30 protein-coding genes are annotated in these 23,143 nt (G+C 68.1%); 16 read left to right on the forward strand and 14 right to left on the reverse strand.

Going from position 1 to position 23,143, the window contains the following annotated elements; all coding sequences use genetic code 11:
- Entirely contained in the window at window positions 1-768 is a 768-nt protein-coding gene (locus tag LYSCAS_RS07830) for a hypothetical protein (protein ID WP_213437371.1), read from the reverse strand.
- Between the two features lie 183 nt (window positions 769-951).
- On the opposite strand from LYSCAS_RS07830, the gene LYSCAS_RS07835 reads away from it, so the two are divergent.
- Together LYSCAS_RS07835 and LYSCAS_RS07840 are read left to right on the forward strand one after the other, a co-directional pair.
- On the forward strand, window positions 952-1,533 hold the full coding sequence (locus tag LYSCAS_RS07835; protein ID WP_213437373.1) for an EF-hand domain-containing protein: 582 nt from the start codon (window positions 952-954) through the stop codon (window positions 1,531-1,533).
- Window positions 1,534-1,710: 177 nt separating this feature from the next.
- A complete protein-coding gene (locus LYSCAS_RS07840; RefSeq protein WP_213437375.1) occupies window positions 1,711-3,639 on the forward strand; it encodes a PAS domain-containing hybrid sensor histidine kinase/response regulator in 1,929 nt (642 codons plus the stop codon).
- Between the two features lie 9 nt (window positions 3,640-3,648).
- Here the strand turns inward: LYSCAS_RS07840 and LYSCAS_RS07845 are convergent, their stop codons facing one another.
- From LYSCAS_RS07845 to LYSCAS_RS07855, 3 genes are all read right to left on the reverse strand, one after another.
- The gene (locus tag LYSCAS_RS07845; protein ID WP_213437377.1) at window positions 3,649-4,197 is read right to left on the reverse strand and encodes a DUF3016 domain-containing protein; all 549 of its coding nucleotides are present in this window, start codon (window positions 4,195-4,197) and stop codon (window positions 3,649-3,651) included.
- Between the two features lie 52 nt (window positions 4,198-4,249).
- Complete coding sequence (locus LYSCAS_RS07850) at window positions 4,250-4,483, reverse strand: hypothetical protein (RefSeq protein ID WP_213437379.1); 234 nt, start codon at window positions 4,481-4,483, stop codon at window positions 4,250-4,252.
- Between the two features lie 129 nt (window positions 4,484-4,612).
- On the reverse strand, window positions 4,613-5,311 hold the full coding sequence (locus LYSCAS_RS07855) for a glycosyltransferase (protein ID WP_213437381.1): 699 nt from the start codon (window positions 5,309-5,311) through the stop codon (window positions 4,613-4,615).
- A 152-nt stretch (window positions 5,312-5,463) separates the two neighbouring features.
- On the opposite strand from LYSCAS_RS07855, the gene LYSCAS_RS07860 reads away from it, so the two are divergent.
- The 4 genes from LYSCAS_RS07860 (at window position 5,464) to LYSCAS_RS07875 (ending at window position 8,949) form a co-directional block, all read left to right on the forward strand.
- Complete coding sequence (locus tag LYSCAS_RS07860; protein WP_213437383.1) at window positions 5,464-5,943, forward strand: PepSY domain-containing protein; 480 nt, start codon at window positions 5,464-5,466, stop codon at window positions 5,941-5,943.
- An 80-nt stretch (window positions 5,944-6,023) separates the two neighbouring features.
- The gene (locus LYSCAS_RS07865; protein ID WP_213437385.1) at window positions 6,024-7,151 is read left to right on the forward strand and encodes a GGDEF domain-containing protein; all 1,128 of its coding nucleotides are present in this window, start codon (window positions 6,024-6,026) and stop codon (window positions 7,149-7,151) included.
- An 86-nt stretch (window positions 7,152-7,237) separates the two neighbouring features.
- Window positions 7,238-8,191 carry an ABC transporter ATP-binding protein gene (locus tag LYSCAS_RS07870; protein WP_213437387.1) on the forward strand — a complete coding sequence of 318 codons (954 nt, stop codon included), beginning with the start codon at window positions 7,238-7,240 and terminating at the stop codon, window positions 8,189-8,191.
- Window positions 8,188-8,949, forward strand: a complete 762-nt coding sequence (locus LYSCAS_RS07875) for an ABC transporter permease (RefSeq protein WP_213437389.1) — start codon at window positions 8,188-8,190, stop codon at window positions 8,947-8,949. Before LYSCAS_RS07870 ends, LYSCAS_RS07875 begins: the two co-directional genes overlap by 4 nt.
- Before the next feature lie 240 nt (window positions 8,950-9,189).
- Here LYSCAS_RS07875 and LYSCAS_RS07880 read toward each other — a convergent pair whose 3' ends face one another.
- From LYSCAS_RS07880 to LYSCAS_RS07890, 3 genes are read right to left on the reverse strand one after another with little or no spacing between them, the layout of a single operon-like run.
- Window positions 9,190-9,600, reverse strand: coding sequence for a VOC family protein (locus LYSCAS_RS07880; protein ID WP_213437391.1), 411 nt, complete (start codon window positions 9,598-9,600; stop codon window positions 9,190-9,192).
- A gap of 32 nt (window positions 9,601-9,632) precedes the next feature.
- Window positions 9,633-10,073 carry a helix-turn-helix transcriptional regulator gene (locus LYSCAS_RS07885; protein ID WP_244858706.1) on the reverse strand — a complete coding sequence of 147 codons (441 nt, stop codon included), beginning with the start codon at window positions 10,071-10,073 and terminating at the stop codon, window positions 9,633-9,635.
- Window positions 10,070-10,450 carry a YciI family protein gene (locus tag LYSCAS_RS07890; protein ID WP_213437393.1) on the reverse strand — a complete coding sequence of 127 codons (381 nt, stop codon included), beginning with the start codon at window positions 10,448-10,450 and terminating at the stop codon, window positions 10,070-10,072. Before LYSCAS_RS07890 ends, LYSCAS_RS07885 begins: the two co-directional genes overlap by 4 nt.
- A gap of 84 nt (window positions 10,451-10,534) precedes the next feature.
- Between LYSCAS_RS07890 and LYSCAS_RS07895 the strand changes: the two genes are divergently transcribed.
- Window positions 10,535-10,693, forward strand: a complete 159-nt coding sequence (locus LYSCAS_RS07895; protein ID WP_213437395.1) for a hypothetical protein — start codon at window positions 10,535-10,537, stop codon at window positions 10,691-10,693.
- On the opposite strand, the gene LYSCAS_RS07900 is transcribed toward LYSCAS_RS07895, so the two are convergent.
- The 3 genes from LYSCAS_RS07900 to LYSCAS_RS07910 all read right to left on the reverse strand — a co-directional run bounded on the left by LYSCAS_RS07900 (window position 10,694) and on the right by LYSCAS_RS07910 (window position 12,642).
- A complete protein-coding gene (locus LYSCAS_RS07900) occupies window positions 10,694-11,944 on the reverse strand; it encodes a PilT/PilU family type 4a pilus ATPase (protein WP_281413195.1) in 1,251 nt (416 codons plus the stop codon).
- Window positions 11,945-12,055: 111 nt separating this feature from the next.
- Window positions 12,056-12,319, reverse strand: coding sequence for a DUF3297 family protein (locus tag LYSCAS_RS07905; RefSeq protein ID WP_213437399.1), 264 nt, complete (start codon window positions 12,317-12,319; stop codon window positions 12,056-12,058).
- A 38-nt stretch (window positions 12,320-12,357) separates the two neighbouring features.
- Window positions 12,358-12,642, reverse strand: a complete 285-nt coding sequence (locus LYSCAS_RS07910) for a DUF4031 domain-containing protein (RefSeq protein WP_213437401.1) — start codon at window positions 12,640-12,642, stop codon at window positions 12,358-12,360.
- A 57-nt stretch (window positions 12,643-12,699) separates the two neighbouring features.
- Between LYSCAS_RS07910 and LYSCAS_RS07915 the strand changes: the two genes are divergently transcribed.
- From LYSCAS_RS07915 to LYSCAS_RS07930, 4 genes are all read left to right on the forward strand, one after another.
- Window positions 12,700-14,631: an ABCB family ABC transporter ATP-binding protein/permease gene (locus LYSCAS_RS07915; RefSeq protein WP_213437403.1), complete on the forward strand. Its 1,932-nt coding sequence runs from the start codon at window positions 12,700-12,702 to the stop codon at window positions 14,629-14,631.
- A 1-nt stretch (window position 14,632) separates the two neighbouring features.
- On the forward strand, window positions 14,633-15,439 hold the full coding sequence (locus tag LYSCAS_RS07920; protein ID WP_213437405.1) for an NRDE family protein: 807 nt from the start codon (window positions 14,633-14,635) through the stop codon (window positions 15,437-15,439).
- A gap of 94 nt (window positions 15,440-15,533) precedes the next feature.
- Window positions 15,534-15,836, forward strand: a complete 303-nt coding sequence (locus LYSCAS_RS07925; RefSeq protein ID WP_213437407.1) for a carboxypeptidase-like regulatory domain-containing protein — start codon at window positions 15,534-15,536, stop codon at window positions 15,834-15,836.
- Window positions 15,837-15,962: 126 nt separating this feature from the next.
- Entirely contained in the window at window positions 15,963-17,168 is a 1,206-nt protein-coding gene (locus LYSCAS_RS07930; protein ID WP_213437409.1) for an EAL domain-containing protein, read from the forward strand.
- Between the two features lie 16 nt (window positions 17,169-17,184).
- Here the strand turns inward: LYSCAS_RS07930 and LYSCAS_RS07935 are convergent, their stop codons facing one another.
- A complete protein-coding gene (locus LYSCAS_RS07935) occupies window positions 17,185-17,325 on the reverse strand; it encodes a hypothetical protein (protein ID WP_213437411.1) in 141 nt (46 codons plus the stop codon).
- Between the two features lie 203 nt (window positions 17,326-17,528).
- Between LYSCAS_RS07935 and LYSCAS_RS07940 the strand changes: the two genes are divergently transcribed.
- A complete protein-coding gene (locus LYSCAS_RS07940; protein ID WP_213437708.1) occupies window positions 17,529-18,848 on the forward strand; it encodes a PQQ-dependent sugar dehydrogenase in 1,320 nt (439 codons plus the stop codon).
- Between the two features lie 25 nt (window positions 18,849-18,873).
- On the opposite strand, the gene LYSCAS_RS07945 is transcribed toward LYSCAS_RS07940, so the two are convergent.
- On the reverse strand, window positions 18,874-19,131 hold the full coding sequence (locus LYSCAS_RS07945) for a hypothetical protein (protein WP_213437413.1): 258 nt from the start codon (window positions 19,129-19,131) through the stop codon (window positions 18,874-18,876).
- 111 nt (window positions 19,132-19,242) lie between these two features.
- A complete protein-coding gene (locus LYSCAS_RS07950; RefSeq protein WP_213437415.1) occupies window positions 19,243-19,572 on the reverse strand; it encodes a DUF6249 domain-containing protein in 330 nt (109 codons plus the stop codon).
- 192 nt (window positions 19,573-19,764) lie between these two features.
- On the opposite strand from LYSCAS_RS07950, the gene LYSCAS_RS07955 reads away from it, so the two are divergent.
- The 4 genes from LYSCAS_RS07955 to LYSCAS_RS07970 are packed head-to-tail and all read left to right on the forward strand — an operon-like array spanning window position 19,765 to window position 22,595.
- Window positions 19,765-20,400: an RNA polymerase sigma factor gene (locus tag LYSCAS_RS07955; protein ID WP_213437417.1), complete on the forward strand. Its 636-nt coding sequence runs from the start codon at window positions 19,765-19,767 to the stop codon at window positions 20,398-20,400.
- Window positions 20,397-20,843 (forward strand): hypothetical protein, encoded by a 447-nt coding sequence (locus LYSCAS_RS07960; protein ID WP_213437419.1) that lies wholly within the window; start codon window positions 20,397-20,399, stop codon window positions 20,841-20,843. The genes LYSCAS_RS07955 and LYSCAS_RS07960 overlap by 4 nt, the downstream gene beginning before the upstream one ends.
- Before the next feature lie 10 nt (window positions 20,844-20,853).
- Window positions 20,854-21,897 carry a class I SAM-dependent methyltransferase gene (locus tag LYSCAS_RS07965; protein WP_213437421.1) on the forward strand — a complete coding sequence of 348 codons (1,044 nt, stop codon included), beginning with the start codon at window positions 20,854-20,856 and terminating at the stop codon, window positions 21,895-21,897.
- Entirely contained in the window at window positions 21,894-22,595 is a 702-nt protein-coding gene (locus LYSCAS_RS07970; protein ID WP_213437423.1) for a pseudouridine synthase, read from the forward strand. Before LYSCAS_RS07965 ends, LYSCAS_RS07970 begins: the two co-directional genes overlap by 4 nt.
- Here LYSCAS_RS07970 and LYSCAS_RS07975 read toward each other — a convergent pair.
- Complete coding sequence (locus LYSCAS_RS07975) at window positions 22,592-23,143, reverse strand: DUF1415 domain-containing protein (protein WP_213437425.1); 552 nt, start codon at window positions 23,141-23,143, stop codon at window positions 22,592-22,594. The genes LYSCAS_RS07970 and LYSCAS_RS07975 overlap by 4 nt on opposite strands.

Here is a 23,143-nt window from a genome sequence, read left to right on the forward strand (position 1 = left end):
TCACGTGGCGGCGTCGGCCACCACGCCGCCGCGCCACTTCATCCGCAACCAGATCGTCTGCGCGATCAGCACGATCGCGAGCAGCAACGCGATCCATGCCGCCGTGCTCGCGCCCGGCAGGTCCCAGCCCGATTGCTTCACGTACACGGCCACCAGGCCCCACGCCGCGGCGCCCGCGTAGTCCACGTTGCCGCGCATGCGCGCATTCGCCCACAACAGCAACGCAGCCAGGCCGACGAAGAGCGCGATGCTCCACGGCAGCATGTGCGTCGTCGGCAGCCAGCCGTACGCGACGATGGTCTGCGCGAGATCCAGGAACGCCGCGACCGACAGCCAGCCCGCGTGCAACGACACCGGCGTCCACGCCCACAACCACTGGCGCGGCAGGCGGGTGGCGTCGTCGGTCAGCACGATCGCCGCGCGCAGCAGGCAGACGAGCGCCGCGATGATCACGACCAGGCACACGCCGAAGTGGCCCATCGAGAACAGCGGCATCCAGACCGCGGTCAACGCGAAGCCCGCCGCGGTCAACGGTGCGATGCGATCGAGCGTGGCATCGCCGCGGCGTTCGCCGGTGGCCTGCCAGATCCCGTAGAGCACATCGAGGAGGAAGATCACGCCCCAGATCGCGAAGGCGAAACCTGCGGCGACGACCAGCGTGGGGTATTGCCCCGAGATCGCCCCGTTGTCGGGCCCGAACGCCCCGCGTTGCGAGAAGAACGCGACGATCGGCATCGCGAGCGACAGCAGCAGGACCAGCAGGCGCATGGCGGGGCTCCGCGTTGGAAGATCCCTGAACGTACCAAGCAGCCGTGATCGTGGCGTTTGCGCATTCAAACCGGTGAACGTGAATGTCCCGACCACGGCTGCAGAGCTTGGCCCCCGGAATTGACGCCCCCCTTACCGAATGCGGCGCACCCTCGCCGCTCTTTCAAGGCTGGAGTCAAAACGATGACCCGCAAGACCCTTACGTTGATCCTGATCTCCATGCTCGGCGGCGCCGCGCTTTCCGGCAACGCGCTGGCCAAGGACGATGCGAAGTTCAAGATGATGGACACCAACAACGACGGCAAGATCAGTGCGTCGGAACATGCAGCGGGCGCCACCAAGATGTTCGCCGGCATGGACAAGGACAAGGACGGCTTCGTCACCGCCGCCGAGATGGACGCCTATTCGGCCGACATGTGGAAGGGCAAGGGCGACAAGATGGGCGCCGACAAGGGCAAGGACGCGAAGATGGCCGACCACGGCCACATGATGTCGTCGGCCGACAAGATCGCCTCGATGGACACCGACGGTGACGGCAAGCTCTCCGCCGCGGAACACGACGCGGGCGCCGCGAAGATGTTCGGCGAGATGGATGCCGACAAGGACGGCAACGTCACGCACGCCGAAATGGAAGCCGGCATGAAGATGATGATGGGCGACCACGCCGGCATGGACCACATGGACCACATGGACAAGGCCAGCAAGCCGGCCGACGCGTCCAAGCCGCCGGCCGCAGCCGCGACCCCGGCGGACGGCAACAAGTAACGATTGCTGAAGCGTGATCGACGACGGCGCCGCATTCCAGGACGGGATGTCGGCGCCGCCTGCGTTGTGAAGACGGATTAACGTGTGCGATGGTCCAATCCCGCGCGGAGTCCAGGGGTCTGGCTCCCGGGAGCGATGCGCATCGGGCCACGCCCGGCGCGGGGGGATGAGTCGAACATGTGGCGCAACACCAGCAAGCCGCCGGCGGGATTGCCGGACTGGCAGCACGACAACGCGCTCTTCCGCCGGCTGGTGGAAGACGTGCCCGACTACGGGATCTTCCTGCTCGATCCCGACGGCATCGTGCGCACCTGGAATGCGGGCGCCGAAAACATCAAGGGCTACTCGGCGGGCGAGATCATCGGCCGCCATTTCTCCGCGTTCTACCTGCCCGAGCAGATCGAAGCGCATTGGCCGGACCATGAGCTGCGCGTTGCGCGCGAGACCGGCCGCTTCGAAGACGAAGGCTGGCGCGTGCGCAAGGACGGCACGCAGTTCTGGGCGAACGTCGTCATCTCCCGCATCCTCGGCGACGACGGGCACCTCGTCGGCTTCTCCAAGATCACCCGCGACCTCACCGCCAAGCGCAAGCAGGACGAACTCCTGCGCCGCAGCGAGGAACGCTTCCGCCTGCTGGTGGAAGGCGTGCGCGACTATGCGATCTTCATGCTCGATCCCGACGGCAACATCGCCAGCTGGAACGCGGGCGCGCAACAGGCGAAGGGATACTCGGCCGAGGAAATCATCGGCCGCCATTTCTCCGTGTTCTATCCGCCGGAAGTGATCGCGAGCGGCTGGCCGGAGCGCGAACTCCAGATCGCCCTCGAACAGGGCCGCGTGGAAGACGAAAGCTGGCGCCTGCGCAAGGACGGCTCGCGCTTCTGGGCCAACGTGGTGATCACCGCGTTGCGCGACGACTCGGGCCGCCACATCGGCTTCGCCAAGGTCACGCGCGACATGAGCGAGAAGCGCCGCGTGCTGGCGCTGGAAGACGAAGGCCGCCGCATCACCACGTTCCTGGCGATGCTGGGCCACGAACTGCGCAATCCGCTTGCGCCGATTTCCAACGCCGTCTCGATCATGCAGCTGGAGCCGCTGGCGTCCGAGCGCCTGCGCATGTGCCGCGACGTCATCGCGCGCCAGGTCGTGCAGATGACGCGCCTGGTGGACGACCTGCTCGATGTCGGCCGCATCACCGCGGGCAAGATCCACCTGGAATCGGCCGCGGTCGAACTGGGCGGCGTGATCGACGAAGCGATCGAAGCGATGGATCCCTTCGCGCGCAGCCGCGAACACACCATCCGATTTGGACGGGAGGTGTCGCCCGCCTGGGTCCGCGGCGATCGCGCGCGCCTGCTGCAGATCGTGAGCAACCTGCTCAACAACGCGGTGAAGTTCACCGGGCGCGGCGGCCGCATCGACGTCCACCTGCGCCGCGTGGACGACAAGATCGAGGTGGCGGTGCGCGACAACGGGCCCGGCATCGCCGAGCACCGGCTCGCCGACATCTTCAACCTGTTCGTGCAGGGCGACCAGGACACGGCGCGCACGCAAGGCGGCCTGGGCCTCGGCCTGAGCCTGGTGCAGCAGCTGGTGACGCTGCATGGCGGCGAAGTCAGCGCGTACAGCGCGGGGTTGGGCAAGGGCGCGGAATTCGTCGTGCGCCTGCCGGCGACCGCGGCGCCCAGCGGTGTCACCCGCGATGCGGCGCACCCGTCATTGCCGCGCGCGCGGCACGTGCTGGTGGTCGACGACAACCAGGATGCGGCCGATACGCTCGCGGCCTTACTGCAGGGCCTGGGCTTCCATGCGCAGACGGCCTATGACGCACGTGGTGCGCTGGCGGCCTTGCGCGTGCTCATGCCGGACGTGGCGTTCCTCGACATCGGCTTGCCGGACATGGACGGCGCGACGCTCGCGCAACGCATCCGCGAGGAATTCCCGGAACCGCCGGCGCTCGTCGCGCTGACCGGCTACGGCCAGCCCAGCGATCGCGAACAGACGCGGCAGGCCGGCTTCGTCGACCATCTCGTCAAGCCATTGAGCGCCGACATGCTGATCAAGGCGATGGCGCAGTTGTTCCCGGGCGACACGCAGGTCGCCTGACCCGTCGCTTCAGCGCGTGCGCGTGCCGAACTCGCGATAGACCCAGCGATCGATCATCCGCTTCTCGTAGCGCAGCGGATCGCTGCTGGACAGCGGTTGCGGCCCGTTGAGGTACGCCAGGTCCGAGATGCGCCGTTCGCCTTCCGCGATGACGGTGCCATTGGCGTCGTAGTGCTTGAACTGGACGTCCATGCGCGGCGGGTACAGGTCGCGCATCACGCGGATGTCCTGCGCGTTGCTGAACATCCACTCGTACTGGCCCGCGCGCGTGATGTCGAGGATGTCGATGTCGACGCGCTCGCCGGCGGGCAGCGCGCGTTGCGTGCTTTCCTGCACGTAGCGCGCGAGCTTCTCGACCCAATCACCCTGCGCGGCCAGGTAGCGGTTCTGGCTGTGGCGGATCTCGGTGAATTCCGCCGGGTCGTTCCAGCGCACCGCCACCGCCGAGCCCGTGGGCAACGCGCGGGGGAGGGCGGGATCGGTGACCAGCGCCGGCCCGGTGGACGCGCAGCCTGCGAGGGCGGCGGCAAGGAAGGCGACGGCAACGAGGCGTTTCATGGGGGTGTCCTGCGGAGTCACACAGTCAGTGTGCGTCCGCGCGCGTCCCGGTTCAACGCGGCTGGACACCGGTCGTCGGCGCGGCCGGCGAGGGATCGCGCGACGCGTCTGCGGGGTCGAGCGGCGGCAGCGGATCGGGCGGCAACAGCGAGGCATCCGGCGCGCGGTGCGCGACGTCGTTGCATTCGGCCACGGGCTCGGCCGATGCGCGATGCAGCACCACGCCGCCCACGCCCGCCGCGCCCACCAGGATGCCGCCTACGAAGAGCAAGGTACTTCGCACCATGTACGGACAGCTCCTGCGCGCTCTTGCGCCAAGTCGAAACCGGCCGCGATGCTCTCCAAAGCCGCTTCGCCATCGCGTGAAAAACGGCTCGCGAGGCTGAACGCCATCGCACGCGAAACGCGCGCTGAATCAGTGCCGGCGTCGTGCGTACCAGAGCGCGAGCGCATCGCGCGAGCGCAGCACGCGGCGCCCGCCCAGCGCGAAGCGCAACATCAGGCGGAAGTGATCCAGCACGCCGAAGGTGCGCAACTTGCGGTCGGACGTGTGCACCGCTTCGCGCAGGATCGCGATGCGCCCGATGCGTGCGAGCGCGCGGCTGAAGACGACGTCTTCGGCAGCGTAGTAGCTTTCGTCGAACCCGCCGGTGGCATGGAACGCCGCGCGCGTGCAGAACACGAAGCAGCCCGGTGTCACGTGCGTCCAGCGGAAGGCCTGCATCAGCAGCGCGGTGAACGCGCGGACCGGCCAGGCGACGTTGCCGGACAGGCGCACCGCGCAGCCGCCGCCGGCGGCGCCCGCGTCCAGCGCAGCGTTGGCGGCGCGCAGCAGCGCCGCGTTGACCAGCGTGTCGGCATCGACGAAGCACAGGCGTTCGCCCGTGCTGGCCGCCGCGCCGGCGTTGCGCGTGGCGGCGATGTGGCGGAACGCGACGGACACCACGCGTGCGCCGTGCGCGCGTGCGACCTCCGCGGTGGCGTCCGTCGATGCGTCGTCGACCACGACGCATTCGTAATCGAAGCCTGCGTCGCGCGCGGCGGCATGGAGGGCGTCCAGCGTGGCGCCGAGCAACGGCGCCTCGTCGTGCGCTGGAACGATGAAGGACCACATGCGGCGATCATCGCATGCACGCAATCAAAGCTTCACCCCGCATCGACTTCGCCGAACGCGCGGTGATCGCGATCCGTGCACGGCCCCGCGTTTCATCCGCGATTCGCGCGCCGGCACCAACACTGCGCGCCGGTCCATCCAAGGAGTACACGATGCGCTACAAATCCCTCGCGATCCTCACGCTCGCCCTCGCCGCCAGCGGCACCGGCTTCGCGCAGCAGGCGCAGCCCGCCGCCTCGACCAGCACGACGGCCTCCGCCAGCGTCGCCGCGCCGGTCGCGCTGACCGAAGCCCAGGTGCGCGCGAAGCTCGCCGCCGATGGCTACACCAAGGTCAACGACGTCAAGTTCAAGGACGGCGTGTGGAAGGCCGATGCGCGCAGCGCGGACGGCAACCGCGTCGACGTGCGCATCGATGCGAAGACCGGCGAGGTCTATCCGGACGAACAGGTCGCCAACCTCAGCGAGAAGGACGTGCGCGCCAAGCTGGCCGCGGCCGGCTACCTGAAGGTGCACGACGTCGACTTCGAAGACGGCATCTGGAACGCCGAGGCGGACGATCCGCAGGGCAAGGATGTGGAGATCAAGATCGACCCGAAGACCGGCGAGGTCATCGGCAAGGAAAAGGACTGAGAAATAGTCCCGGGGCCGCCGCGTGACGAGGCGCGGCGGCCCCGCGTTATGCTCCGCCCCGGACACGCCCGGAGGCGGCCATGAGTCCTGAGGGGGACGGCAACCAGCACGACCACGACCCGGTCACGACGCCTGCAGCAGCGGGCGCCGGGGCGAGCGCGTGGCAGGCCCGCCTCACCGGGCTGCTGGCCGAAGTTTCGCGCGAAGCCCTCGAAGGCGAAGACCTCGAGGCCGTGCTGCGCCGCATCGTGGAATGCCTGGTGCGCAACCTGCCGGTGGCCATCGCCAGCATCATCCTGCTCGACGACGAAGGCACGCACTTCATGCAGGAAGTCTGGGCCGGGGACGTGGAGTTGTTCCCGCAGGAACTCGCGCACGGCTGGCCCGTCAGCGTCGGCGCCGCCGGCCGCTGCGCGCGCACCGGCGAGGCGCAACTGATCAACGACGTCGACACCGATCCGGATTACATCTCCGGCAACAGCGCGGTGCGCTCCGAATACCTCGTGCCGATCCGCCACCGCACGCGCCTGCACGGCGTGCTCAACATCGAGAGCACGCGCGCGGATTTCTTCAGCGAAGAAACGCGGTCGGTGTTCGATGCGATCGCCGGGCAAGTCGCGGGCGCGATCCACCTTGCGCGGGTGGTCGGCGAACTGGAATCGGCCAACCGCAAGCTCGAGCAACTCTCGATGAGCGATGGCCTCACCGGCATCGCCAACCGCCGCTGCTTCGACCAGCGCCTGTCCGCCGAATGGGAATGGCTGGCGGGCGAGGGCCGCGAACTGGCGCTGGTACTCGCCGACGCCGACGCGTTCAAGCCGCTCAACGATGCGCACGGCCATCTCTACGGCGACGAATGCCTGCGCGAACTCGCACGCATCTGCATGCGCCTGGCCGACGGCACCGACGATCTCGTCGCGCGCTTCGGCGGCGAGGAACTCGTGTTGCTGCTGCCGGGCCGCGACCTGGCGGCCGCGCAGGAACTCGGCGAACGCCTGCGCCGCGACGTGGAAGCGGCCGCGATGCCGCACGCGCAGTCGCAGGTGGCCCCGCATGTCACCGTGAGCGTCGGCGTGAGCGCGGTGCGCCCGTCGAAGGCCATGTCGCCCGATCACCTCATCGCCGCCGCCGATCGCGCGCTGTACATGGCGAAGGCGCGCGGCCGCAATCGCGTGATCGCGCTCGAGGCCGATCCGAAGGACGCCTGACCGGGGCGATTGGCCCCCACGCGGGATGCAGCCTCCGCGCCTGGCCGTCTTATCCGCGTCCACGCCGAGGGGGTAGGATCCCCCGCATGCCAAACCCCGCGCACGACGCCGCCAACGACATCGCCGTCTCCATCCGCGATGTCGGCAAGACCTACGCCTCGGGCTTCGAGGCGCTCAAGCACGTCAACCTGGACATCCGCCGCGGCGAGATCTTCGCGCTGCTCGGGCCCAACGGCGCGGGCAAGACGACGCTCATCAGCATCGTGTGCGGCATCGTCAACGCGAGCTCAGGCACCGTGCTGGCCGACGGCCACGACATCGTGCGCGAGTACCGCGCCACGCGCAGCAAGATCGGATTGGTGCCGCAGGAACTCTCGACCGATACGTTCGAGACGGTGTGGTCGACGCTGAAGTTCAGCCGCGGCCTGTTCGGCAAGGCGCCGGATCCGGCGCACCTGGAACAGGTGCTGCGCGATCTCTCGCTGTGGGACAAGAAGGACGCGAAGATCATGACGCTGTCCGGCGGCATGAAGCGTCGCGTGCTGATCGCCAAGGCGCTGGCGCACGAACCGAGCATCCTGTTCCTCGACGAACCCACCGCCGGTGTCGACGTCGAACTGCGCCACGACATGTGGCGCATGGTGCGCGCCCTGCGCGAGCGCGGCACCACGATCATCCTCACCACGCACTACATCGAGGAAGCGGAGGAGATGGCCGACCGCATCGGCGTGATCCGCAAGGGCGAGCTGATCCTGGTGGAGGACAAGCAGACGCTGATGCGCAAGCTCGGGAGCAAGCAGCTCGCGATCCAGCTGATGTCGCCGATCGAGAAGCTGCCGGAGTCGCTGGCCGACCTGCCGCTCGCGTTGTCGGAGGATGGGTTGTCGCTGGTGTATTCCTTCGACACGCAGGCCGACGATACCGGCATCGCACCGCTGCTGCGCCGGCTGCACGACCAGGGCATCGACTTCAAGGACCTGCATTCCAGCGAGACCTCGCTCGAGGACATCTTCGTCCGCCTGGTGAGGGCGCCGGCATGAACGTGCACGCGATCCGCGCGATCTACCGCTTCGAAATGGCGCGCACCTTCCGCACGATGCTCGAAAGCATCCTGTCGCCGGTGTTGTCGACGTCGCTGTACTTCATCGTGTTCGGCGCGGCGATCGGCTCGCGCATGGGCGACCTGGGCGGCGTGAGCTACGGCGCTTTCATCATTCCCGGCCTGATCATGCTGTCGCTGCTCAACGAGAGCATTTCGAACGCCTCGTTCGGCATCTATTTGCCGAAGTGGTCCGGGACGATCTTCGAATTGCTGTCGGCGCCGGTGTCGTACTTCGAAGCAGTCATCGGCTACGTGGGCGCGGCGGCGACGAAGTCGCTGATGCTGGGCGTACTGATCCTCGTGACCGCACGCGCCTTCGTGCCGTACCACATCGCGCATCCGTTCTGGATGCTCGCGTTCCTGGTGCTGACGGCCGTCACCTTCAGCCTGTTCGGTTTCATCATCGGCATCTGGGCGGACAGCTTCCAGCGCCTGCAGGTGATCCCGCTGCTCATCATCACGCCCCTGACGTTCCTGGGCGGCGCGTTCTATTCCATCGACATGCTCCCCGAACCCTGGCGCACCTTCACCCTGTTCAACCCCGTCGTGTACCTGGTGAGCGGCATGCGCTGGAGCTTCTACGGCATCTCCGACGTCGACGTCACCCTGAGCGCCACCGCGATCGTCGGCTTCCTGCTCGCCTGCCTGTTCGGCGTGTGGTGGATCTTCAAGACCGGCTACAAGCTCAAGTCCTGATACGGCCCACAGGCCGCAAGCGCTCTTGCTTGTCGCGAAAGCAGTGATTGGGTTGCGCGTGCGTCACCACGCACGCCAGCGAACCTGAGTAAAGGTCGGCCCCTTGATCGAAAAGGCTCGAAAGGTGATGCCCCAGCCCGTGGTGGGGTGAGAATTTTCGCCGCCACGTCGGCGAGAAATTCTTACCCCGCCGCGGGTTCGGGCGACGCGGACTTCACCCCAGGCGGGCTTCTGCAGGAATCAACCAATCGCCTGTATCCGCACCATGTTGCTGGCCGGATCCCGCACCGCACAGTCCCGCACCCCGTAAGGCTGGTCCGTAGGCTCCTGCACGATCTCCGCATCGCTGGCCTGCAACCGCGCAAACACCCCATCGAGATCGTGCGTCGCCAACAGGATCGTCGCGAACGTCCCCTTCGCCATCATCTCCGCGATGGTGCGGCGCTCATCGTCCGTGACGCCCGGGCTCGCGCCCGGCGGATACAGCACGATCGACGTGCCCGGCTGGCCGGCAGGCCCGACCGTGATCCAGCGCATCCCCTTGTAGCCCACATCGTTGCGAACCTCGAAGCCCAGCAAGTCGCGATAGAAGGCAAGGGACGCATCGGCGTCGTTGTGCGGGAGGAAACTGGCGTGGATGGCGATGTCCATGGCGCGTGCTCGTTGGGGGGTGTGCGAACAGGCTAGCCGCGCGCCGCCGACGGCGCTTCTCGATTCCTGACCGGTCGCGTGACCTGCTTCGCCACGCACGACGGGATGCCCGCGGTCGATTGCCGTGCTTCGCGGCGATAGGCACCGGGGGTCACGCCGACCAGTTCGGTGAAGCGCGTGCTGAACGTGCCCAGCGACGCACAGCCGACGGCGAAGCACGCATCGGTGACGCTGGTGTCGCCGCGGCGCAGGAGCGCCATCGCGCGCTCGATGCGGCGCGTCATCAAGTAGCTGTAGGGCGATTCGCCGTAGGCCAGGCGGAACTGGCGGCTGAAATGCCCGGCCGACATGTGCGCGTCGCGCGCCAGGGCTTCGACGTCCAGCGGCTGCGCGTACTCGCGGTCCATGCGGTCGCGTGCGCGGCGCAGGCGGGCGAGGTCGCGGAGCGCGTGGGCCTCGTCGCGAACGGTCACGCAGGCGCTCCGACGCGCGTGCGCACGGCGTTGATGTCGCGCACCGGCCGCACCTCGATGCACCCCATCGTGGCCCACGGCAGCGATTCGGCGATGCGCACCGCCTCCTCCATGCTGTCGGCTTCGATCAGGTTGAACCCGCCGAGCAGTTCCTTCGTCTCCGCGAACGGCCCATCGATCACCCGCGTCTTCCCGTCGCGGATGCGCACCGAGCGCGCGGTCTTCGCGTCTTCGAGCTGTTGCGACTCCAACAGCTTCCCGTCGCGCTTCAGGTCGTCGGCGTGCTCGAAGCAGCCCTTCATCATCGTGTCGTACCGGCCCTCGGGCAGCGCCTCGAGCAGTTCGGCATCCGTGTAGACGAGCAACAGGAATTGCATGGGCGCTCCGGCCGTGGACGTCGGCGGATCGTAAGCCAGCCGGGCATCACGCGCCCCTGCCGATGGCCCCGTTACGGTCGGCCCATGCAGACGACCAATCCCAATCCGAATCCCAACCAGACGCCGGATCCGACGCCGGCCTCCCCGCCGCAACCCGCGCCGCAGGAAGTGCCGCAGCCGGAAACGCCGTCGCCGCAGCAACCGCCGGCCGTGGACCCGCAGCCGCCCGCCCCTGTCGGCTGATCAGCCCGCCGCGGCCTGCTTGGCCGCCATCAGGCGCTGCAGTTCGATCTCGTCGCGCTTGAACTGCTGCTTGCGCAGTTCTTCCTGGCGCATCGCTTCCAGTTCCGCCGGCGTGGGCTGGTGGTGGAGCTCCAGCGACGTCCCGGCGGCGTTCGACGGCTCGCCGCGCTTGCTCTTCAACTTGATGTTCAGGCGCAGCTCGTTCGCCGAGTCCGCGTTGCGGATGGCTTCTTCGTACGAGATCAGCCCGTCGTTGTAGAGCTCGAACAACGCCCAGTCGAACGTGCGCATGCCCAGTTCGCGCGACTTGGTCATCACGCCCTTGAGCTCGTTGAACTCGCCCTTGAAGATCTTCTCGGCGATGGTGGGCGTGTTGAGCAGGATTTCGATCGCGGCGACGCGGCCCTTGCCGTCCTCGGTGCGCACCAGGCGCTGCGAGACGATCGCGCGCAGGTTGGCCGACAGGTCCATCAGCAGCTGCGTGCGGCGTTCTTCCGGGAAGAAGTTGATGATGCGTTCCATCGTCTGCGACGCGCTGTTGGCGTGCAGGGTGCTCAGGCACAGGTGGCCGGTCTCGGCGAAGGAGATCGCGTGCTCCATCGTTTCCGCGTCGCGGATCTCGCCGACCAGGATCACGTCCGGCGCCTGGCGCAGGGTGTTCTTCAGCGCGTGGTGCCACGAATGCGTGTCGACGCCGACTTCGCGGTGCGTGACCAGCGACTTCTGCGAGACGTGCGCGTATTCGACCGGATCCTCGACCGTGATGATGTGGCCGGCCGAGGTGCGGTTGCGGTGGTCGATCATCGCCGCCAGCGACGTGGACTTGCCCGAGCCCGTGCCGCCGACCAGCAGCACCAGGCCGCGCTTCTCCATCACGACGTCCTTCAGGACCTCGGGGAGGCGCAGCTTTTCGAAATTCGGGATTTCCGCGGCGATCGTGCGCAGCACCATGCCCACGTTGCCCTGCTGCACGAACACGTTGACGCGGAAGCGCGACACGCCGGGCACCACGATGGCGAAGTTGCACTCCATCTGCTCGGCGAACTCGGCGCGCTGCTTCTCGTTCATCAGGCAGCGGGCGAGGGACGCGGTGACTTCGCTGGTGAGCTTCTGCTGCGTGAGCGGCGTCATCGACCCGTGCGCCTTCATGCTCGGCGGGTAGTCGTGCGCGATGAACAAGTCGGAGCCGCCGGCCTTGGCCATCGCCGCCAGCAGCTTGTGCATGTAGTCCTTGGCTTGTTCGTCGCTCAACATCGAAACCGCTTCCTGCACGTGGGTGCGGCAGTCTACGGATTCGGCGCACGCTGGCGTCGCGGACGCGATCACGGTCCGCGCTCCAAGAAAAATTCTTACCCGCGCGGGTTAAACCTGTTCAGCGTCCGCGTCGTCGCCGCTGCGATACCAGGCTTCCACCTTGCCCTGCATCTTCATCGTCATCGGCTGGCCGCGGCGATCGAGCGACTTGCCCACCGGCAGGCGCACCCAGCCTTCGCTGATGCAGTACTCCTCGACGTTGGTGCGTTCCACGCCGTTGAACTTGATGCCGATGCCGCGCTCGAGCGCAGCCTCGTCGTAGAACTTGCTGCGGGGATCGTTGGAGAGATGATCGGGGGGCGTGTCGGACATGGTGCGTTTCGGTCGACGGGTGAAGGGTGGCGCACAGTCTAAGGGGCTTCGCCGCGGCCCTGTGCTTTCGCGCGTGCGATGACGCGGCGGACTAGGGCGCGGTCGGCGTGGCGCGAGATCGGTACGGCGCCCAGCGCGATGGCCCGATCACGCAGGTCCGAATCCACGTCGTAGTGGGCGCCGCTGGTCTTGTCCTGGAAAGCGCGGCGGGGCATGCCCAGCGCTGCGGCCATCGCGTGCAACTCATCCAGCGTGTCCGCCATCAGGTGCGCCCAGCGGCGGTCGCGCCACAGGGTGACGGCGTCGTCCACGTACACGGTCATTCGCGCAGGGTGGGCCCGGCGTTGCATCCTGTCCACCGCGGCACCATCTGGACCCCCATGCAGACCCCCAACGACCCCGTGGCTCCCGCGAGCCCGGCCCCGCCGTCCGACGACCTCGTCGCCGCCCCGGACGCCTCCGCGGGCGCCGAACCCGTCGCGCGCGCCAGCAACACCCGCGCCGACTGGCAGGTGCTCTCGACGCTGGTCCCGTACCTGAAGCCCTTCGCCGGCCGCATCTCCCTGGCGCTGCTGCTGGTGATTCTCGGCAAGCTCGCCAACCTGGCGGTGCCGATGGTGCTCAAGCGGCTGGTCGACGGGCTCAACGTCGCCCCGTCGCTGATCGTGCTGCCGGTGGGCTTGCTGCTGGCCTACGGTGCGTCGCGCGTGGCGGTCACGATGTTCACCGAACTGCGGCAGGTCGTGTTCGCGCGCGTGATGGCGCGGGTGTCGCGCCGCGTGACGTTGCAGGTCTTCCGGCATCTCCACGCGTTGTCGCTGCGCTTCCACCTGGCGCGGCGCACGGGCGGCGTGGCGCGCGACGTCGAGCGCGGCGGCACCGCGATCTCCGACCTGCTGGACTGGACGCTCTACACGATCGTCCCCACCGCGTTCGAAATCCTGCTCGTCACCGGCGTGCTCGCGTACTACTACGACTGGGGCTTCGTCGGGATCACCTTCGCCACGCTGGTGGCGTACGTCGCCTTCACCGTGTCGATCACCGAGTGGCGCACGCGCTACTACCGCGCCGCGGTGGAGGCCGACACCAAGGCCAACGAGCGCGCGGTGGATTCGTTGCTCAACTACGAGACCGTCAAGTACTTCGGCAACGAAGAGCACGAAGCGCGCCGCTACGACGAAAACCTGCAGCGCCTCGAGAACGCGCAGGTGATGAGCCGCAAGACCCTGGCGGTGCTCAACCTCGGGCAGACCGCGATCGTGGCGCTGGGCGTGTCCGCGATGATGTGGCGCGCGGCGGCGGGCGTGGTGTCGGGCGAGATGACGGTCGGCGACCTGGTGCTGGTCAACGCCTACCTGCTGCAGCTGTCCGCGCCGCTGAACATGCTCGGCATGATGTATCGCGAGGTGAAGCAGGCGATGACCAACCTGGAACGCCTGTTCGGCCTGCTGGACGAGCGCCAGGACGTGCAGGACCGCCCCGGCGCGGTGCCGCTGCATGCCACGCAGCCGCAGGTGCGCTTCGAAGCCGTGCGGTTCGCCTACGACCCGCGCCGGCAGATCCTGCGCGATGTCGACTTCACGATCGCGCCGGGCGCCACCGTGGCGGTGGTCGGGCATTCGGGGTCGGGCAAGTCCACGCTGGCGCGCTTGCTGTACCGCTTCTACGACATCGACGGCGGCCGCATCACGATCACCGACGCCAGCGGCACCGAGCACGACATCCGCGACTACACGCAGCACTCGGTGCGCGCCACGATCGCGATCGTCCCGCAGGACACGGTGCTGTTCAACGACACCATCTACTACAACATCGAGTACGGCCGCCCCGGCGCCACGCGCGAAGAAGTCGAGCACGCCGCGCGCGCCGCGCACATCCACGAACAGATCGCGGCCCTGCCGGATGGTTACGACACGGAAGTGGGCGAGCGCGGGCTGAAGCTTTCCGGCGGCGAGAAGCAACGCGTCGCCATCGCGCGCGCGCTGCTCAAGAACCCGGCGATCCTGATCTTCGACGAGGCGACGTCGGCGCTGGATACGCGCTCGGAGCAGGCGATCCAGGGCGAACTGGACCGCATCGCATTGGGCCGCACCACGCTGACCATCGCGCATCGCCTGTCCACCGTGATGGGCGCGGACGAAATCCTGGTGATGGATGCCGGGCGCATCGTCGAGCGCGGCACGCACCTGGACCTCATCGCGCGGCAGGGCGTGTACGCGGCGATGTGGAAGCTGCAGCAGCAGGAGCGCATGGAAGAACTGCGCGAAGCCGCGCAGGTACCGCAACCCGCGCCGCAGGAAGCGGGCGCCTGACATGTGCCTGATCGCCGTCGCCTGGCGTGCGCATCCGCGGTATCGGCTGGCGCTCATCGCCAACCGCGACGAATTCCACGGGCGGCCCACGGCGCCGGCGGGGCCGGATCCGGAGCACGCCGACGTGTTCGGCGGACGCGATCTCGAACACGGGGGAAGCTGGTTGCTCGCGTCCACGCGCGGGCGCCTCGCCGCAGTGACCAACGTGCGCGTGGGCGGCGATCCCGAAGTGGCGCCGTTGTCGCGCGGCACGCTGGTGCGCGGATTCGCGACCGGCAACATGACCGCCGACGCATACATGGCATCGCTCGCACCGGACGCCCCGCGCTTCGGTCGCTACAACCTGTTGTGCTGGGACGGCGACGCGCTCGCGTTCGCCACCAACCATCCGGCCCACGCCAGTCACGCCGTGACCGAAGGCGTACATGCGATGTCGAACGGCGCGTTCGATGCGCCGTGGCCGAAGAGCGGGCGCGCCACGCATGCGCTGGAACAATGGCTGGCGCAAGCCACCGATGCGCCGGTGGACGAAGCGCAGCTGGCGTCGTTGTTCGACGCGCTCGCCGACACCACGCCCGCGCCCGACGCGCGCCTGCCCGACACCGGCGTGGGCCTGGACCTCGAACGCGTGCTGTCGCCGCCCTTCGTGCGCGGCGCGCGTTACGGCACGCGGTGCAGCACGGTGGTGCTGGTGGACGAAGATGTGATCGTGTTCGCAGAACGGCGCTTCGGGCCCGACGCCCTGCCACAGGGCACCACCGTCGCGCGCCTGCCACGCGCGGGACGCAGCATCCCGAACAACACGTGACCTGACGTTGGATCTGGTGACCTTCGGCACGGGCAGCGGCGAATACCCGCTCCTAGACTGCGCGCCGCACACACCCCACGAGACCACGCACACCATGTCGAACAGCATCAAGCGCATCGCCTTCGCCTTCGCCGCCACCGCCCTGGTGGCCTTCGGCGCCAACGCGCAGCAGGCGTCGGGCAACATCGCCGGCACCGCCGTCACCGGCGACACCGTCCTGGTCACGGGCACCGGCACCGGTTTCCACCGCGAGCTGAAGATCGAGAAGGACGGCAAGTACCAGCTGCGTTCCGTGCCGCTGGGCGAGTACGTGGTCAGCGTCACGCACGCCGACGGCACCGCCGAGACGCCGAAGGGCGTCGCCGTGCGCGCCGGTTCGACCGCTCGCGTCAAGTAAGCAACGCGCTCCAATCGTTGCACCAAGGGGCGGCCTCCGGGCCGCCCTTTTGCGTTGCAGCCGGCCGGTCCGCGGCGCAACCTGCGTTCCCTAGCATTCAATCCGCATGTCTTTCGGGGGGATGACATGGGCAACGTGATCCGCGAACTGTTTTCCGGCGAAGTGCTGTATCGCCAGGGCGATCCGTCCGATTGCGCGTGGCTGATCGAACGCGGCGCGGTCGAACTCCACAGCGAACAAGGCCGCCGCACGATCGTGCACGCCACGCTGGGCCCGGGCGAACTGATCGGCGAGCTCGGCATGCTCGATGGGCAGCCGCGCAGCGCCACCGCCACCGCGCGCGGACCGACGCAATTGCTGGCGATCGACCACGACCAGTTCCTCGAACGCCTGGAAAGCGGCGATTCGATCGTCCGCACGCTCGTGCTCAGCCTGCTGCGCCGCACGCGCAGCATCCTCGCCAGCCTGCCGGCCGACCACGTGGTGCCGCCCGAAGACATGGTCAGCGAGTCGCGCGACGAGCGCGCGGGCCTGGACAAGATCCGCCTCGAAGCGCGCCTGCGCGATGCGATCGACAACCACACGCTCGACGTGCGCTACCAGCCGATCTACGACATCGCCGAAGGCCGCGTCAGCGGGTACGAGGCGCTCGTGCGCTGGCAGTTGCCGGATCGCGGCGCGGTGTCGCCGGCGGAATTCATCAAGCTCGCCGAAGAGACCTCGCTGATCGTGCCGGTGGGCGAATACGTGCTCGATCGCGTGCTGGAAGTGCTGACGGCGCTGCGCGACGCCGGCACCACGCCGCTGCCGAGCATCGCGGTCAACCTGTCGGCGCGGCAATTGGTGGAACCGGGAATGGCGAGCCAGATCGTCGCGCGCACGCAACGCGCGCACTTGCCGCCCGGTGCGCTGAAGCTGGAGATCACCGAGAGCCGCATGCTCGACTACACGCCGGTCGCGGCCGTCATGGCGCATTGCCGCGAACACGGCATCCCGTTCGCGCTCGACGATTTCGGCACCGGCTATTCCAACCTCACGCACCTGCACAAGCTCGACTTCGAATTCATCAAGGTCGACCAGGCGTTCGCGCGCCACATGTTCGATTCACCGCGCGCGATGGCGATCGTCAACGCGATCGTCGCGATGGCGCACGGCATCGGCGCGTACGTGGTGGTGGAAGGGGTGGAGACGCACGATCAACTGCAGCGCCTGCGTGCGCTGGGCGTGCGCTATGCGCAGGGATACCTGATCGGGCAGGCGCAGCCGGCGTCGTCGGTGTTGTCGGGCGAAGCAGGGCGCGGGCTCCAGGCCCGCGCATCGGCGACCGGTTGAGCGCCGCGAACCGCGCTTACGTCAGCGCGGTCCAGGCCAGCGTGGCGGCGACGATCATGACGACGGCGACGACCCACTGCGTGGCGGCTTCCTGGCGCTCTTCGCGCGTCGGGGCGACATAGGTCGTTTCGAAAGCGTCTTGCGGCATGGCGGACATGGCGGTGATCCCCTGGTGCCAGGCGGGCTGGTCCCGTCTGAACGGTGGCCAGTCTCTGCCCGGGCCCGGGTCTGGCAGTGCGGACGACGTCACATTTTTCGAATTCACACGCCCCGGGCCGGGGGGGCCGGCTCCATTCGCGTTGCTCTCACGGTTTCCGTTCCAGGCTCGCCCCCGACGCGGAGAGGGAGCGGGACATGCGGATGCGGTTGGCGTTTTCGGGGCTTTCGGTCGCCATCGCGGCGCTGCTGGCCGCGGCCTGCGCGCCCAGCGCGAAGCTCACCACGGCGCAGACCAGCGGCCCGACGCCGGTGATCCCGGCCCCCGACAAGGCCCTGGTGCCCACCGTGAAGATCGCGCCCGCGACGGGCTGGCCGGCCGGGACGATGCCGACGGCCGCCCAGGGCCTGCAGGTGCAGGCCTTCGCGACGGGCCTGACCCATCCGCGCTGGCTGTACGTGCTGCCCAACGGCGACGTGCTGGTGGCGGAAACCAATCGCCCCGCGACGGAGGATCCCTCCGGCAATCCGATCCGCGATGCCCTGATGAACCAGGCGTTCGAAAAAGCCGGCGCCGCGGTGCCGAGCCCCGAGCGCATTTCGCTGTTGCGCGACACCGATGGCGACGGCGTGGCGGAAACGAAGACGACGTTCCTGCAGCACCTCACCTCGCCGTTCGGCATGGCGCTCGTCGGCGGCACGTTCTATGTCGCGAACGCCGATTCGATCGTGCACGTGCCGTACAAGGCGGGCGAAACGACGATCACCGCCACGCCGGTGAAACTCGCCGACCTGCCGGGCGCGCCACGCAACCACCACTGGACCAAGAGCCTGCTCGCCAACGCGGACGGCACGAAGCTCTATGTCGGCGTGGGCTCCAACAGCAACGCCGCCGAACACGGCATGGACATCGAGTTCGAACGCGCCGCGATCCACGAGATCGACCTTGGCACCGGCAAGGGCCGCGTGTTCGCCAGCGGGCTGCGCAATCCGGTCGGCCTGGACTGGAATCCGCAAACGAAGGCGTTGTGGGTCGTCGTCAACGAACGCGACGAACTGGGCAGCGACCTCGTACCCGATTACCTGACGTCGGTGCAGGACGGCGCGTTCTACGGCTGGCCGTGGAGTTATTACGGTGCGCACGTCGACACGCGGGTGGAACCGGCGCGTCCCGACATGGTGGCCAAAGCGATCGCACCGGATTACGCACTGGGCCCGCACGTTGCATCGCTGGGCCTGGCGTTCTACACCGGCACCGCGTTGCCTGCGCATTACCGCGACGGCGCCTTCGTCGGCTTGCACGGCTCCTGGAACCGCGATCCGCAGAGCGGCTACAAAGTGATCTTCGTGCCGTTCGCCAACGGCAAGCCCGCGGGCGCGGAGGAGGACGTGCTCACGGGCTTCCTCGATGCACAAGGCAACGCGCGCGGTCGCCCGGTGGGCGTGGTCGTGGCGAAGGATGGGGCGGTGCTGGTAGCCGACGACGTCGGCAACACGATCTGGCGGATCACGCCCGCGCATTGAGCGCGGGCGTTTCCGTTCCGGACATTCAACGCGCGGCTTGCGGCGTCGCTTCGAACCGGCGGGCGTAGTCGCGTTCGTTCGCGACGCGTTCCACTTCCGAATCCGCCAGGTTGGGCGCGGCATAGACCGCGTAGGCAATGGACCCGTTGCGCTGGCCCACGTGGTGCAGCGTGTATCGCGGTGATCCACCGCCGGTGTTCGGAGGGTAGTGCGTGGGCGGCTGTGCGCCGTCCATGTCCAGTTCGCTGTTGTCCACCGCGCCACCGACGAAGAGGGCTCGCATTCGTCACTCCAGATGAGGTCAGTGACGCATCCTCTGGCAAGCGGCGTTGCGGTGGGATCAAACCGGCGTTAAGCGGGGTGCGCCCAACGCCGGTTCGGGAAGCGCGATGGATCAGTTCGCGAGGCGGCGCGTCAGGAAGTAGTAGGCGAGGTTGCCCACGCCCGTGGCGAGCGCCAGGACCGCGATCACGCCGGGGGTGATTTCTTCCCAGCCGCCGACTTCGATCAGGCCGAACCCGATGCCGACCGCGACCAGCGTGACGCCCCAGCGCAGCGAGCTGTGCTTCTGGCGCATGTCTTCGCCGGCCATGATCGAGCGGACGAGGTCTTCCGAGCCATTGGCACCGATGAGCGCTTTGCGGACGCGGGCGTCCACGATCACCTTGATGACGTAGGCGATGGCGAGGAACAGGGTGATGGGAATCAGGATTTCGAAGTTCATGTGGGCCGCTCTGGCTGGTGGGTACGGAACGGGAGATACAGCGTGGGGCGTCGTGGTTGCAGAAGCCGGGACCGGGGACCAGGGACCGGGGACCAAAAGCAGAGCGGATCGCTTCGGCCGTTCCCTGGTCCCTGGTCCCCGGTCCCCGGTCCCGTTGCAACCGATCACGCCGAAGGCGTATCCAGACCTTTCATGGATGGAGGTCCCCGCCTGAATTCCGTCGCGCCCGCCCCGGACGCCGCCCCCGACCGCCTGGCTTCCCTGGCGGCCGACCGGGCGCTCGTGGACGCGGTGCAGGCCGGCGAGCGCGGGGCCTTCGAGCGCCTGGTCAAGCAATACCAGGGCCTGTGCTTCCACATCATCCAGCGCATGGTCCGGCAGCCGGACGACACGCGGGAGCTGTGCCAGGACGCGTTCCTGCGCGTGCACAAGTATTTGCACCAGTACCGCGGCGAGAGCTCGCTGCAGGGCTGGATCGGGCAGGTCGCCTATTCGGTCGCCAAGCGGCACCTGGAGCGCAAGCGCATCCCGCTGCAGGATGCGGCCGACCCGGAAGCGCACCAGGCGCTGCTCGAAAACGTGGGCGATGGCTTCGACCTGGAAGGCGCGACCGCCGACGAGGAATCCGCACGCTGCCTCCACGCGGAAATCGAGAAGCTGCCGCCCATGCAGCGCACGCTGCTCACCCTGTATCACCTGGATGAAGTCCCGATCGCCGAGATCGCCGCGATGACCGGTCTCGCCGAAGGCACCATCAAGAGTCATCTGTTCCGCAGCCGACAGCGCCTGCGCCAGGCCCTGGAAGCGCGGATGGGAGCCACCGCATGAACACCGAACACTTCGATCCCCGCGACGAACTGGAATGGCAGGCGCAGGAACGCGCACGCCTCGCCGCGCGCGCCGGCATGCCCGCCACCGACGATCCGCTGGCCGATCGTTATCGCGTCATGGCGGAGGTATTGCGCGGGCCGTTGCCGGATGCGTTGCCGGTCGATTTCGCTGCACAGGTCGCGCGTCGCGCCTCGATGGGCGCGCAGGCCGATGCGCGTTTCGAAAGCATCCTCATGCGGACGATCCTCGCGGTATTCGGGCTTTCGGCCGCCGTGGTGGTGGCGGTGTACGGCCATGCATGGGTCGCGCCGATCCTCGAGGCGCTGAAGCTGGACTCGGCCGTGGCGGTGAACTGGGCGCTCGCGCTCGGCGCCTGCATCGGGGCGTCGTGGCTCACCGACCAGCTCCGCAAGCACTGGCACGCACCGCACGCCGCGTAAACTGCGCGGCATGACCTTGCCCGCCACGCGCGACCACGACCCCGCGCTCGAAGTCCTCTTCCACGCCATCGACACCGGCGCGCTGCCCTGGCCGCGCACCGGCGGCGCCTTGTTCCTGCGCGCGCGCGACGGTTGGCCGCTGCATGCCGCCGGCCGCACGGGCCTGGTGTGCGAACAGACGTTCAAGCCCGCATTCGATGCATTGCAGCGATCGCAACTGATGGTGCAGGCCGATCCGGTGACCGATCGCTTCCCGCTGGTGCTGGTGCTGCCGCCGCGACAGCGCGATGAAGCGCGTGCGTTGTTCGCGCGCGCGGTGTCGCAATGCACGGACGATGGCGTGGTGCTGGCCTGCATGCAGAACGACGAAGGCGCGAAGACGGGACAGTCGGACCTGGCGAAACTGGCCGGCCCGGTGTCGGTGTTGTCGAAGCAGCATTGCCGCGTGTTCTGGACGACGGCGCTGGCGATCGACGAAACGTTGCGCGCGGAATGGCGCGACCTCGACGCACCGCGTGCGATCGTCGATGGGCGTTACACCAGCCGGCCCGGGCTGTTCGCGTGGGACCGCATCGATCCGGCGTCCGCCTTGCTCGTGAAGCATTTGCCCGCCGACCTCGCGGGGCGGGGTGCGGATCTCGGTGCAGGCTGGGGCTATCTCGCGACGGAAGTCTTCGCCCGTGCACCGAAGGTCACCGCGCTCGACCTGTACGAAGCCGAGGCGCGCGCGCTGGACCTGGCGCGCACCAATCTCGCCGGCGAACCGCGCGCCACGTTCCATTGGTCCGACGTGGGCGAAGGCCTGCCGCGTCGCAATTACGACTTCATCGTAAGCAATCCGCCGTTCCATGCGCACGGGCGCGCGGACCGGCCCGACATCGGGCGACGCTTCATCACCGCGGCCGCCGATGCGTTGCGTCCCGGCGGGCGGTTGTTCCTCGTCGCCAATCGGCACTTGCCGTACGAATCGGTGCTCGACGCGCGCTTCGGCACGACGCGCACGCTGGCGCAAGCCGGCGGTTTCAAGGTGGTCGAAGCGGTGCGCGGCAAATGAAACTGGTCAAGCACCTGGCGAACCTGGGCTACGGCAGCCGCAAGGAAGTGGCGTGGATGTTCCGCGAGGGACGCATCACCGATGCGCAAGGCGAAGTGTTGTACGCGGACGACCAACCGGCGCACGACGACGTGCGCGTGGACGGCGAACCGCTCGATCTGCCACCCGGCATCCTGCTGATGCTGCACAAGCCGACCGGCTACACGTGCTCGACGAAGGACAAGGGCCGCATCGTCTACGACCTGTTGCCGCCGCGTTTCCGGTTGCGCGCGCCGTTGCTGTCGACGGTGGGGCGCCTGGATCGCGATACCAGCGGCTTGCTGCTGATGACGGACGACGGCGGCCTGCTGCATCGCATCGTGTCGCCGAAGGCGCATTTGCCCAAGCGCTACGAAGCCACGCTCGCGCAGGACCTGCGCGGCGATGAAGCCGAATTGTTCGCCAGCGGTACGTTGATGCTGGAGGCGGAGAACACACCGTTGGCGCCCGCGACGCTCGAAGTGCGCGATGCCAGGCATGCGAGCCTGGTGCTGACCGAAGGCCGCTACCACCAGGTACGGCGCATGTTCGCGGCCGTGGGCAACCACGTCGAAGCGCTGCACCGCAGCGCGGTGGGCGGACTGACGCTCGGCGACTTGCCGGAAGGCGAATGGATCGCGCTGGACGACGCGGATCGCGTGCGCCTGTTCACTCCCTAGTCGGCGAGCAACTGCTTCCAGCCTGCCACGCCGAGTTCGCGCAACGTCTCCACGTTCCGCGCCACGATCACGTCCGGATCCGGGAACGCGGCCACCGCCTTCGACACGCTGTCCTCGCGCAGCAGGTGCAGCGTGGGATACGGCGAACGGTTGGTGAAATTCTCCACGTCGTCCTCGCCGCTGTCGGCGAAGCGATAGTCGGGATGGAAGCTCGCCACCTGCAGCACGCCGTCCAGGTCCATCTCTTCGACCAGGCCGTCGGCGACTTCGAGGAAGTCGTTGTAGTCCAGGAAATCGCGCAGCACGTCGGGATGCACGATCAGCGTCGTGTCGATCTGCGACGGGTCGGTGTCGCGCAGCAGCGCGAGTTCTTCGCCCAGTTCGGCGAGCAGCGCGGATTCGGTCGTCGCATCGCTCAGCACGAAGCGCACCTGGTCCTTCACGTACACCGCTTTCGCGAACGGGCAGAGGTTCAAACCGATGACGGCGCGTTCGAGCCAGCGGCGGGTGTCGGCGATCGGGTCTTGCGGGGGCGTGGCGTCGGTCAT

This window comes from Noviluteimonas caseinilytica (assembly GCF_018406605.1).
Taxonomy (GTDB): domain Bacteria; phylum Pseudomonadota; class Gammaproteobacteria; order Xanthomonadales; family Xanthomonadaceae; genus Noviluteimonas; species Noviluteimonas caseinilytica.